Raw genomic sequence first — 12373 nt, forward strand, 5'->3', positions numbered from 1 at the left:
TAATCTGTGTGCTTGATTGAGGCTATGCTTCTAATCATTTGACGCCAACCGCTATCAGGCGGTTTGGCTAAACGTCTTACTAGCTCAAAGAGGTTGGCAAGTCTCCAATCCTCAATCGATCATTGGATGAACTGATTATTCTAATCTTTTCTTTGTGGCAGAAGGATGCATATTTATATATATTACGAAAGTTTGTGAAATAAATTTGGCTGAAGCCGGTCTTTTCTACAGGTCGGTTTCCTTTATTGAAGAAACTAAGATCAATCCGATGGGGATTATAGCAGTTATTTGAGGTGCGGGTTTTTGTTCACATATAGTGAAATCACGGGAAGAATAACCTTTGAAGTAGGTGGATAGATAGTTGGTATTTTGAAGTAACCTGCCTGTTCGATATTTGGAACAAAAATGCAATACAAATTCCTTTATTTTGTAACAAAGATGCGTTAAAATATAGGAAGTAGATAAATGTTCTACACTAGAGCAAGGGGGGAATACTTCCCACATACATGTCTAAAGACAAAAACTTGATCGAATAAATTAAAACTTTTTGATTCTTAATTTTTATCGACCTTTTTCATATTAAACTTTTTCATCCACCCCTTGCTAAGGCTCTTCCAGATTTTTCTGGGGGAGTTTTTTTTCTATTTCATAAACATTTCACATTTCTTTTCTATAATAACTATAACAAATGATGAAAGCGCCCATTTTGCATTGCTATGGGCTTTGAAATGGAGGGTGAGTTCATGCTCTTACAACAGGCAATTGCCTATATTACTCGAAAAAGAACGAGGAATCTGGTTCTCTTTCTGATTCTCCTCTTGATCCTCTCTTGCTTATATTTCTGTTTTTCACTGATGCAAGTAGGAGGAAGGCTGGAGGAACATATCAAACAGTCGGCTGGGACCAGTTTTGCCCTGACCAGTAAGCAGGGGAATACTCCCTTTGCGCTGAAAGAGGCTGAAAAGGTGCAGCGACTAGCTGGGGTGGGAGGCATGGTTCCTCAATATGAAAGTCCCGTTCGCATTCTTGGTAAAGAAGCGGTGACGGGGCAGCAGTCGGTGGAGCGAGACGATTTGGGTCAGGAAGCCAAGCAAGCGCTAGGTGCTGTCTTTACCCAGAAGACAGACCAGCACCTGGATTTCCGCAGTGGTAGTTTCCAACTGGTGCAAGGCAAGCACTTATCCGATAAAGCGAGCGGGCAAATCTTAATCCACGAAGAGTTGGCTAAGAAGAACAAGCTAAAGGTCGGAGATCAGTTGACCTTATCCAGCTTTCAGATGGGAGAGACTCCTGCCAAGGAGCAAACCTTTGAAATCGTTGGGATCTTTTCAGGTAAGAAACAGGAAAAATTCACAGGAATGACCTCTGATCTGAGTGAAAACCAAGTCTACCTTCCTTATGAGGATGCGACCAAGCTCTTAGGTCTCAGTCAACAAGAAGTGACCCAGGTTACCTTTGGCGTTAAAGATCCTGAGAAAATCGATGCTCTCTTGAAGCAAGTCAAAAGCTTGGATCTGGATTGGCAATCTCTCCGCTTGGTCGAAGATCGCAAGGCCTTTGACCAGATGAAGGAATCCTCTCAGACCCTAGAAGGCCTGGTACGGATCATGATGATCGTCCTCCTGGTGACGGGAGCAGGTGCCCTATCGCTCTTACTGAGTCTCTGGACACGGGAGCGAATCCATGAAATCGGGGTGCTCTTATCCATTGGGAAGAGCAAGGGACGGATCTTTGGACAGTTCCTCTTGGAAGTGGTGCTAGTATCCCTACTAGCAGTGATTCCGGCCTTTCTCATCGGGCGGATGGTTAGCCATCGTTTCTTAGAACAATTTGTCGGAGAGACGGGTCAACAGCAGACCCTAGACTTACTCCATCAGATCCCTCAAGGCCTTTCCTTAGGAATCGCCTATGCTAGCCTCTTGGGCTTGATCCTTCTGTCGCTCGGTGCAACCACCAGCTTGATCTGGCGCAAGACACCAAAAGAAATATTAACAAAAATGAGTTAAGGAGAAATGACACATATGTTAGAACTCAAAAATGTAGCCTATAGTTACCAAAGCTATAGTGAAGATATCCTCTCAAATGTGAACTATCAGTTCGAGAATGGGACATTTTACAGTATTATTGGCCAGTCAGGAACTGGGAAATCAACCCTCCTTTCCCTCCTAGCTGGTCTGGACAATCCCAAGAAGGGGCAGGTTCTCTTTGATGGGGAGGACATCCAGACCAAAGGGTCTAGCTACCACCGCAAGCACCATGTTTCCCTGGTCTTTCAGAATTACAATCTGATCGATTATTTGACACCACTTGAAAATGTCCGCCTGGTCAACAAACAAGCTGGGAAAGAGATTCTTTTGGAATTGGGGCTGGACGAAACGCAAATCAAACGTAATGTCCTCCAACTATCCGGAGGGCAGCAGCAACGGGTGGCGATTGCGCGTGCACTCGTTTCAGAAGCGCCTGTCATCTTGGCTGATGAGCCGACGGGAAACCTAGACGAACAGACAGCAGGTGATATCATTGCCATTTTGAAGAAATTGGCCAAGGAGCGCCAAAAATGTGTCATCGTCGTCACTCACAGCAAGGAAGTAGCAGAGGCCTCCGATGTGGTCTTGGAATTGAGTCGTCGTAGCCTCGTTGAGAAGAGCAAGTAAGGAGGGAATGCTATGTTGCGAAATGCTTTTGCTTATATCACACGTAAATGGCCCAAGTCTCTCTTGCTCTTTGCCATTATTCTCCTCATGGGGACCTTGAGCTTGATCGGACTCTCCATGAAGGGTGCAACCCAAAAAGCTTCATCGGAAAGTCTAGGCTCCATCACCAATAGCTTCTCCATGCAGATCAACCGCCGGACCAATCCGGGAACCCCTCGGGGAGCTGGAAATCTCAGAGGAGAAGATATCGAAAAAATCAGCCAGGTAGAGGGGATCACCTCCTCCATCAAGCGGATCAATGCCATCGCGGATATCCTAGACCACGAGATCATTGAGACCGAAGAAACCTTACAAAACCAATCTCCAGAGCGGGCTAAACACTTCAAGAATACCTTGATGGTGACAGGGGTCAATGACTCTTCAAAAGAAGATAAGTTTGTCTCCGGAGCCTACAAACTGGTCCAAGGGGAGCACCTGACTGATAAAGACAAAAACCAAATCCTCATGCACGAAGATTTGGCGAAAAAGAATGGCCTCAAGGTGGGCGACAAGGTGCGCCTCAAGTCTAACCTCTATGATGCTGACAATGAAAAAGGGGCCAATGAAACCGTCGAAGTGACCATTAAAGGCTTGTTCTCAGGGAAAAACCAAGCTCCTCTCACTTACGCCCAAGAATTGTATGAAGATACACTCATTTCTGACTTGGATACAGCTGCCAAACTCTATGGCAATACCGTCCAAACAGCCACCTATGAGGATGCGACCTTCTTTGCAAAAGGGGATCAGGACCTGGATAAACTGATCGAAAAAATCAAAGCCTTGGATATCCCATGGAATTACTTTGACTTGGTTAAGAGCTCTTCGAACTACCCAGCCTTGCAAAAATCCATCAGCAGCATGTTCCAAGTGGCAGACTACTTGTTTATCGGTAGCCTCATCTTTGCTAGCTTGCTTCTCACTCTTCTTCTTGTCTTGTGGCTCAATGCCCGTCGCAGAGAAGTTGGTATCTTACTGGCTCTTGGACTTTCTAAGGTACAGATTGCGGGGCAATTCGTGGCAGAATTGGTCATGATTTCCATCCCAGCCTTCCTCCTCTCCTATGGAGTCGCAGGACTTCTTGCCAAAGCAGTGGGAGATACGGTGCTCAAAAACGTAACCAGTGGCATTGCCAAACAAATGGCTCAAGAATCCTCTGCAGCTAACCTTGGTGGAGGAGCTGAGGCAGAAAGCTTCAGTAAGACCCTGACAGATATCCATATGGATATCCAACCGAGCCAATTGCTCGTGATTGTTTTGGTCGGTGGGCTTCTCTTGATTCTCGTATCCATCCTTTCTTCTCAATGGCTCTTGCATAAGAAACCAAAGGAACTCTTGGTGGATGTCGAATAAGAGATTGTTTCCTAAAATAGAAATAGGGTATAATAGGAGGTAGAAGAAGTTTCTTAGATAAAAGGAAAGTGTATGAAGATACTAATCGTAGAAGATGAAGTCCTGATTCGAGAAGGGATGAGCGACTATCTCATGGAATGTGGCTATGAGGTCTTTGAAGCAGGCGATGGGCAGGAGGCCCTGGACCTCTTTCACAGAGAGACACCAGATCTAGTCTTGCTAGACATCCAGCTCCCGATCCTCAATGGCTTGGAAGTCCTCAAGGTCATCCGGAAGACTAGCTCAGTCCCTGTCCTCATGCTGACGGCCTTCCATGATGAGGACTATAAGTTGACAGCCTTTGGAGAGTTGGCAGATGGCTATCTGGAAAAACCCTTCTCCTTGTCCCTCTTGAAGGTCCGCATCGAAGCTATTTTTAAAAAGCTCCAGCCTTCCCGGGTCTTCACCTATGGAGAGGCACGGGTGGATTTTGAGAGCTATACAGCCAGCCTAGCTGGGCAAGCCATCTCCATGAATGCCAAGGAGTTGGAAATCTTGGAATACTTGCTCCAGCATGAAGGCAAGGCCCGGACCCGCTCTCAGATCCTCGATGCCGTCTGGAAGGAGACAGAGGAGATTCCTTTTGACCGGGTGATTGATGTCTATATCAAGGAACTACGAAAAAAACTAGAGCTGGACTGTATCGTTACGGTGCGCAATGTCGGCTATAAATTGGAGAGACCATGACCAAACGGAGTATCTTTGCAAAGATTTTTCTGATCACCTTTGCCCTTTTTAGTGGCTTAGTCATCCTTCTACACGCTTCGGTTTACTTTATTTTCCCGTCGACCTATATCGAGTCCCAGCGCCAGACGATTTTGAAGAAATCACAGGCCCTGTCCAAGAGTTTCCAAGGTCAGGAAGAAGGAACCATTGAGTCGGTCATCGACCTATATTCCAAGACCAATGATATCAAGGTCTCTATCAAGGGCAAGCAAAAACAAAATGCCATAGAGGTCAAGGATGACCTGCTCCTGAACCCTAACAGCCAGAACAATTCCCTGGTGATTGAAGAGCGAAAGATTCAGACCAAAGAAGGGAAAGACCTGACCTTACAATTCTTAGCGACCGTCGATTCGCAAAAGGAAGCGCGGGACATCAGTCTGGGTTTTCTTCCCTATAGTCTCCTTGCCTCCTTTGTTCTGTCGCTGATTGCCTCCTATCTCTATGCCCGCATGATTTCTGCTCCGATCCTTGAGATCAAGCAGATGACCAAGCGGATGAAGCGCTTGGATCGGACAGCCAGTCTCCCCATTCACTCGCAGGATGAGATCGGCGTCCTCAAGCAACAGATTAACGACCTCTATCACCATCTTTTAGAAGTGATTGACAATCTAGAGCAGCAGAAGCAGGAAAATCTGAAGTTGGAGCAGATGAAGGTCGAATTTCTAAGAGGGGCCTCCCATGAGCTCAAGACCCCTCTGGCCAGCTTGAAGATTATCCTAGAAAATATGCGGGATAAGATCGGCCGCTACAAGGATCGGGACCGTTACCTATCGGTCTCCCTCGATATCGTCGATGAGATGAATCAGATCGTCCTAGAAATCCTGTCCCTGTCCTCTGTCCAAGAACTGGCTGGTGACAAGGAGTGGATCCAGCTGGACCAGGTCTTAGAGCAGATCCTCGACCAGTACAAGGTCTTGGCTCAATCCCGCTCACTCACGATTGACAATCGAATCCCTGACAAACCAGTCTATATGGATCCAGCCATTCTGAAATTGGTCCTCTCAAATGTCATCAGTAATGCTGTCAAGCATTCGGATGCCGGTGGAGAGATCCAACTCCGTCTCGAAGAAGAAGGGACGCACTTGGCTGTTGAAAATACCAGCCAGGAAATGGTAGAGACCGCTGAGATGCCAATGTCCGCTAGCCGCCAGAAGAAGGAAGGTGGCTTGGGACTCTTCGTGGTTCAACACTTGCTGGACCATGAAGAACTGGCCTACCAATTTGATAAAACGGCTATGGGCTTACGCTTCCGTATGGAACTGCCCAAAGATCCTCAAGACTAAAAAAATAGAGAGTGGGACAGAAATCGGTCATTCGTTAGAATTCGATTTCGTCGTCCCATCTCCGCACAGTTGAGTAGGGCTATAAAAGCTGATGAAATCAGCGTAGTAGAACTGCGTCTTGCTCGACAATGCAAAGACAATTGAGAGGCTAGGACTTTTGTCCCAGCCTCTTTTTGTACTTAATCAAGCTGTTCTACCTTTAGCAATTGGCCATGTTTTAATTCATAAATGGTATCCACATAGGTCAGGATGGAGCGGTCATGGGTCACCATGATGGCGCTCTTGTTTTTGGATTTGACTTCTTTCCAGATCAACTGGGCGATTTCTTGCCCCCGATCAGGGTCTAGGCTAGCGGTTGGTTCATCGGCTAAGATGACCTGCGGATTTCCGATAAAGGCCCGCGCGATGGCTGCCCGTTGTTTTTGTCCACCAGACATCTGATTAGGGTATTGGTGGTAACAAGCTTCGATGCCCAGATCTGCCAGCAAGGCTTTGACTTCCTCTTGGCGTTTTTTCTTGTCCTTTTCTCCTTTCAATTTGGCCACCAGTTCTAACTGGTCACCGATTTTCATATAGGAGAGGAGCTGGTGATCTTGAAAGATGAAGCCAAGCAATTCCAGCCGTTTTTGTGTCCACTGGCCTTGGTTGAGGCCGGTCAAGTCTTGGCCAGCGATACGAATCCGGCCCTCGTCTGCTGACAAAAGTAAGCCAGCGATGGCTAAGAGAGTGGATTTACCAGATCCTGAAGGGCCCAAGATCGCGACAAATTCGTTGGGTTCGACGCTTAAATTAAGTTGGTTGAGGACATGGTGCATCTGGCTGCCATCGGCGTAGGATTTTCTGATATTTTCTAATGCAATAATGGCCATCTTATTCTCCATTTCCACCAATGACTTCGATTGGATCTACTTTTTTGATTTTGACAAGGGACAAGGCACCACACAACATAGAGGTCAGGATAAAGCTAATCGAGATGGTGAGGTTGTCTTTCAGGGTCATAAAGGAAGGGACACTATTGGGTAAAAATGGTGCCATCATAGTTGCCAAGCCAAGCCCCAGTAGCACTCCGATGAGGGAGATGATGGTAAGTTGGGATAATTGGACATAGGTAATCTGGCTCATGGACATGCCAATGGCCTTTAGGACGCCAAACTGTTTCAACTTCTGCAGGGTGAGAATATAGAAGAAGACCCCAAGGATAGCAGAGGAAGCGAGTAGCAGCACCCAAGTAATCATCCGCAGCGTCAAGTTTTGAGCCTTGTAGCCAGGGATTTTATCGATTACTTGCTTTTTATCCGCTACCATTAAGTTGCTGGCTAGATCGCTAGAGGTGATGCTATTCTTGGTCACAAGGGTTTGGGCTTGCCATTGATAGCTTGGATCTGTTTTTTGCCGCATACCTGTGTAGGTCTCCGAGTTGATAAAACCAATCTCACTATAGCCGTATTTGGCATTGTTCGCGAAGGCCACGACCTTGAGTTTTTGCTTAGAAGTTTTATCGATCACTTGATCGCCGACCTGGATCCCCTCATCCTTTTTGAAAGAGCTGTCCAGAATGACCTCATTTTTCTTTAAATCGGATATCTTGAGGTCACTATCTTCCATGATTGGATTAAGGATTTCTTCTTCATTGTGGTCGGTCGCGAAGTAGGTGATATCTAGGGTATTGGAATCCTCTGATTTTGAGATAGTTGCTCGCTGGATCGACAAGCCAGAATAATCCATTTCCTCTATCTTGTTAATCTCATCTAAATCCTTAGCCGTAATGGTTGAGAAGGGGATAATCCCTTCTGAATCCGTCGAAAGGATGTAGTGGAGCGACCCATAGTTATCGATTTGGGCCGATACCGAACGCCCCAGTCCATTTGTTAGACCAGACAAGAATACCACCATAAACATGAGAATGGTAATGAGGAGTTCAATCAGGATAAACTTCTTGGGTTGGTATTTAATTTCATTCCATGCGATTTTCATATTCGTTCTCCTTTTAGTACGGAGGTGCTCAAGTAACTTGGCACCTAGACATACTCTACCATCATACCACAAGTTGGGGGAGAATAGGAGGCTGGTGTTTGGTAGAGTATGAAGGAATCGGATTTGTTTACTGTATTCCATTTGTTTCTCAATTATTAATTATTAATTGTTAATGTATACAAAAAAGAGATATACTATAGACAAGCAAAAAAGCCTTGGTTATCAAGGCTTTTTCCTGTTGGTTTAGATGCCCCTGCATGAATTTGTAAGAACTTTTCATATTGAAAATAATCAAAAATGTGAAATATAGATGATTTTAGGGAAGTACTTTTAGGTGTTTTCAATGCATGATATAAAAGTGGGGCAAAAACGATTGACTCACATTTGGTTTGAAAACCTATAATACCTAATGATTATGCTATACTAGATATATAGTGTTTTTATCAATAAATATCAGTGCGAGATCAAATCGGAGGATAAAATGGAAAAACAAATTAATGAAAAAATTATCGAGATCGTGCATCAAGCCAACGATATGATTCCAGTTGAGTGGGATGATTTGTATATTGTAATAGAGATGGACAAGACCTATAGTGGCGAAGCCTATTTTTATTTTAAATATAAGAATGAATATCATTACCATCTTGAAATGTCAGATGATTTTGGTCTATCAATGATGGAAGTTCTAAACGAGAATACCGTTTTATTTGAAAAATGTGAAGAACTGAAAAAAGTATTCGTTGAGAATGATTTGGCGGATTGGTATATTTGTATCATTCATTTGGATGAAGATAATAAGCTGTCAGTCGACTTTGACTATGCGCCATGGTTGGCAAGTGATTTTGGACCTACTGCTCGTATGAACTTTTTTAGATATCAGTTTCTTGGTTTTGAACCTCGAGATGAAAAGGAACTTGAGCAGTTCAAAGCCATGGAAGCCTTCCAAAGAGAGCATAATAGCAAATAGTTATATCAAAAGAATAAACCACCTTCGCGGTGGTTTTCTTATGGCTTGATCAAACCTATTACATAGGTTTTGTGGTATACTAGAGGCAGAGTGAAACGTGAATAGGAAATCAAATCGGAGGAAAACATGTTAGAAAACTTTATCAAAGTGGCAGACATGCCCCAAGAAGTTATTGAAAAATACAAGGACCAAGTCCCTGCTGAGTTGCTACAGATTTGGCAGGAAGATGGTCTGGGAACCTTTTTAGATGGTTATTTGAAGGTGATTAATCCAGAGGATTATCTAGAGCTTCTCCAAGATAGCTATTTCAGAGGAGATATCGCTTTTCCGATGTTCGTAACAGCATTTGGAGATATTGTTACTTGGGAAAAGAACGCCTATGTGGGAATTGTCCAATATAATATTCAGGATTTGGATATTATTTGTAAGGGGATGGATTTATTCGTTCAATTTTTAGATAACGAATATATTACAAAAAAATTTGAACTTGATTTATATAGACAAGCTCTTGCCAAACATGGTGAATTGGCCTACGATGAATGTTTCGGTTTTGTTCCTTTGCTAGCTTTGGGAGGCTTTAAAGATGTGGATCACATGGATAAAGTAAAAGTCCTGGAGCACATTTACCTCATGTATCAACTCACAGGCGGAGTAATGGACGATTGATAAAAAAGAACCCCCCTCGCGGTGGTTTTTTTATGAAAACAAGGTGTTAGATAACTAGCGAGTCTTTGGATGAGACTCGCTTATTCTGTGAATATAAACTTTTTGGTACAAATTTTGGTACAAAAAACAAAATGACAAGCAAAAAAGCCTTGTAAATCAAGGCTTCTTCCTGTTGATTTAGATGCCCCCTACATGAATTTGTAAGAACTTTTCATATTGAAAATAAACAAAAGTGTTGAAATATAGCTGATTTTAGGGAAATACTTTTAGGTGTTTTCAATGTCAGGATTTAAAAATGGGGCAAAAGTGGGGCAAAAACGAATGACTCACATTTGGTTTGAAAACCTATAATACCTAATGATTATGCCATACTAGATATATAGTGTTGTTATAAATAAATGTCAGTGCGAGTTCAAATCGGAGGATAAAATGGAAAAACAAATTAATGAAAAAATTCGTGAGATTGCACAGAGTGTTAATGAGACAATACCAGTAGCATGGGATAATCTTTTTATTAACATAAGTTTAGCTTTTGATGGAGGAGAGGTATATTATTTCTTTAATGAAGAGGGGAAAAATGAGTATATCTACAATCTATATATTCCAAAGCGGTATGGTATTCCTAATTTAGAATTTCGGAATCAAGAAAGACGCACCTTTAGATTAGCTTGGGAGTTGAGAGAAATTTTTGAGAAAGAAGGCCAACCTTTGTGGACTTCTTGTACTATAAAAGTAATTGGCACGAAATTATCTGCTGAATTTGACTATGCACCTTGGAATGAAAGTGATTATAGTTCAGGTCAACAAATGGACTTTTTTGAATATAAATATCTCGGAAAGCAACCAGCTAATGAAAAAGAACTAGAACAGTTCAAGGCTATGAAAGCCTTCCAAAGAGAGCATAATGGCAAATAGTTATATCTAAAGAATAAACCACCTACGCGGTGGTTTTCTTGTTGTTTAACAAATGTTGGTACATATGGTTTATGGTATACTATGGTTGTAGAGAAATGATGCTAAAAATCAAATCGGAGGAAAACATGCTAGAAAACTTTATCAAAGTGGCAGATATGCCCCAAGAAGTTATTGAAAAATACAAGGACCAAGTCCCTGCTGAGTTGTTACAGATTTGGCAGGAAGATGGCTTGGGAACCTTTTTAGATGGTTATCTCAAAGTCATTAATCCAGATGACTATCTTGAACTTCTCCAAGATAGTTATTTCAGAGGAGATATCGCTTTTCCTATGTTCGTAACAGCATTTGGAGATATTATTACTTGGGAAGAGAATGAATTTGTTGGTATTGTAAAATATAACCTTCAAGACTGCGACATTATTATAAAGAGCTTGAAATATTTCCTTCAGTATTTAGATAACTCATATGTGACTGATAACTTTGAACTTGATTTATATAGACAAGCTGTATCAAAACATGGTGCTCTGTCTTATAACCAATGTTTCGGTTTTGTCCCGCTCTTGGCATTAGGAGGCTTTAAAGATGTGGATCACATGGATAAAGTAAAAGTCCTGGAACACATTTATCTCATGTACCAACTCACAGGCGGAGTATTTGACGATTGATAAAAAAGAACCACCCTTGCGGTGGTTTTTTCGACGAAAACGAGTGTGAGATAAATAACGAGTCTTTGGATGAGACTCTCTAATTTGGTGAATATAAATTATTTGGTACAAAATTTGGTACAAAAAACAAAATGACAAGCAAAAAAGCCTTATAAATCAAGGCTTTTTCCTGTTGATTTAGATACCCCCTACATGGATTTGTAAGAACTTTTCATATTGAAAATAAACAAAAATGTTGAAATATAGCTGATTTTAGGGAAATACTTTTAGGTATTTTCAATGTCAGGATTTAAAAATGGGGCAAAAGCGGGGCAAAAACGAATGACTCGTATTTTGTTTGAAAACCTATAATACCTAATGATTATGCTATTCTAGATATATAGTTTTGTTATAAATAAATGTCAGTGCGAGATCAAATTGGAGAATAAAATGGAAAAACAAATTTCTACGCAGAATGGAATGCGAAAAAGTGATAATTAAAGAGACAAAAAAGCTGAGAATATGATTTCCCAGCTTTTTTGAATGCGATAGAAATAGCAACTAGACTATTTACGAAAGGCCTCAATAATGTAGGTGAAGCCAGTAACTAAAACTGAAAAGGCAATGACATAAACGACAAAGACACCTGTAGCCACTGGATTGAACAGAATCACTAGACCTAGTAAAAATTCAAGCAAGGCTACCCACGTGATATTGCTACCAATAATAGGGAAAGTCAATCTTAGACGATTGCCTTTAAAGAAAGCAATAATGGCTTCTACAATTAACCAAATTCCTACAATGGTCGGAATGACGACCGGCAGGGTCACAAAGCCATAAGCAACGAGGTAAAGAGCTAAGAGAAGACTAACAAATCCTTGGAAAAGATAAACAGGTGAGCGAAGCTCTTTTGGTGCAGAGAAATAGCCTAAAATAGCTGCTATAGAAGAAACCAGTAAACCAAATGAAATCCACCAGCTGTAAGCAACAAGATTAGCTACTGGGTTTGTAAATAGGAAAAGTCCTAAAAGGACAAAAACAACTCCTGCAAGGAATAGCAGTAAACGATTAGAAAATTTCATTTCAATACCCCCTATATAGTATAGTTTTCTAATA

Annotated in this window: 12 protein-coding genes; 9 read left to right on the top strand and 3 right to left on the bottom strand. The window is 42.2% G+C overall.

The genetic code is table 11. The features are described from left to right. Positions 1-743 precede the first annotated feature (743 nt). The 5 genes from ABT997_RS08050 to ABT997_RS08070 all read left to right on the top strand — a co-directional run bounded on the left by ABT997_RS08050 (position 744) and on the right by ABT997_RS08070 (position 6091). Positions 744-2006 carry an ABC transporter permease gene (locus ABT997_RS08050; RefSeq protein WP_350019118.1) on the top strand — a complete coding sequence of 421 codons (1263 nt, stop codon included), beginning with the start codon at positions 744-746 and terminating at the stop codon, positions 2004-2006. Positions 2007-2021: 15 nt separating this feature from the next. After that, positions 2022-2654 (top strand): ABC transporter ATP-binding protein, encoded by a 633-nt coding sequence (locus tag ABT997_RS08055; protein WP_009731296.1) that lies wholly within the window; start codon positions 2022-2024, stop codon positions 2652-2654. A gap of 12 nt (positions 2655-2666) precedes the next feature. Continuing rightward, entirely contained in the window at positions 2667-4043 is a 1377-nt protein-coding gene (locus tag ABT997_RS08060; RefSeq protein WP_023022102.1) for an ABC transporter permease, read from the top strand. Positions 4044-4115: 72 nt separating this feature from the next. After that, the gene (locus tag ABT997_RS08065; protein WP_154854038.1) at positions 4116-4769 is read left to right on the top strand and encodes a response regulator transcription factor; all 654 of its coding nucleotides are present in this window, start codon (positions 4116-4118) and stop codon (positions 4767-4769) included. After that, positions 4766-6091 (top strand): sensor histidine kinase, encoded by a 1326-nt coding sequence (locus tag ABT997_RS08070; protein WP_350019119.1) that lies wholly within the window; start codon positions 4766-4768, stop codon positions 6089-6091. The genes ABT997_RS08065 and ABT997_RS08070 overlap by 4 nt, the downstream gene beginning before the upstream one ends. Positions 6092-6270: 179 nt before the next feature. On the opposite strand, the gene ABT997_RS08075 is transcribed toward ABT997_RS08070, so the two are convergent. Both ABT997_RS08075 and ABT997_RS08080 read right to left on the bottom strand, forming a co-directional pair. Further along, on the bottom strand, positions 6271-6960 hold the full coding sequence (locus ABT997_RS08075) for an ABC transporter ATP-binding protein (protein WP_154854032.1): 690 nt from the start codon (positions 6958-6960) through the stop codon (positions 6271-6273). A 1-nt stretch (position 6961) separates the two neighbouring features. Continuing rightward, the gene (locus ABT997_RS08080) at positions 6962-8065 is read right to left on the bottom strand and encodes an ABC transporter permease (RefSeq protein WP_154854028.1); all 1104 of its coding nucleotides are present in this window, start codon (positions 8063-8065) and stop codon (positions 6962-6964) included. A 481-nt stretch (positions 8066-8546) separates the two neighbouring features. Here ABT997_RS08080 and ABT997_RS08085 point away from each other — a divergent pair, with 481 nt between their 5' ends. The 4 genes from ABT997_RS08085 (at position 8547) to ABT997_RS08100 (ending at position 11278) form a co-directional block, all read left to right on the top strand. Continuing rightward, a complete protein-coding gene (locus ABT997_RS08085; protein WP_154854025.1) occupies positions 8547-9032 on the top strand; it encodes an immunity protein YezG family protein in 486 nt (161 codons plus the stop codon). Positions 9033-9158: 126 nt separating this feature from the next. Next, positions 9159-9698 carry a T6SS immunity protein Tdi1 domain-containing protein gene (locus ABT997_RS08090; RefSeq protein WP_123159822.1) on the top strand — a complete coding sequence of 180 codons (540 nt, stop codon included), beginning with the start codon at positions 9159-9161 and terminating at the stop codon, positions 9696-9698. Positions 9699-10127: 429 nt separating this feature from the next. Beyond that, positions 10128-10613 (top strand): immunity protein YezG family protein, encoded by a 486-nt coding sequence (locus ABT997_RS08095; protein WP_009732100.1) that lies wholly within the window; start codon positions 10128-10130, stop codon positions 10611-10613. A gap of 125 nt (positions 10614-10738) precedes the next feature. Continuing rightward, positions 10739-11278: a T6SS immunity protein Tdi1 domain-containing protein gene (locus ABT997_RS08100; protein ID WP_049473943.1), complete on the top strand. Its 540-nt coding sequence runs from the start codon at positions 10739-10741 to the stop codon at positions 11276-11278. 545 nt (positions 11279-11823) lie between these two features. Here ABT997_RS08100 and ABT997_RS08105 read toward each other — a convergent pair. After that, positions 11824-12339, bottom strand: a complete 516-nt coding sequence (locus ABT997_RS08105; protein WP_023022109.1) for an HdeD family acid-resistance protein — start codon at positions 12337-12339, stop codon at positions 11824-11826. Between the last annotated feature and the right edge of the window lie 34 nt (positions 12340-12373).

Source organism: Streptococcus australis, from assembly GCF_040226615.1.
Classification (GTDB): domain Bacteria; phylum Bacillota; class Bacilli; order Lactobacillales; family Streptococcaceae; genus Streptococcus; species Streptococcus australis_E.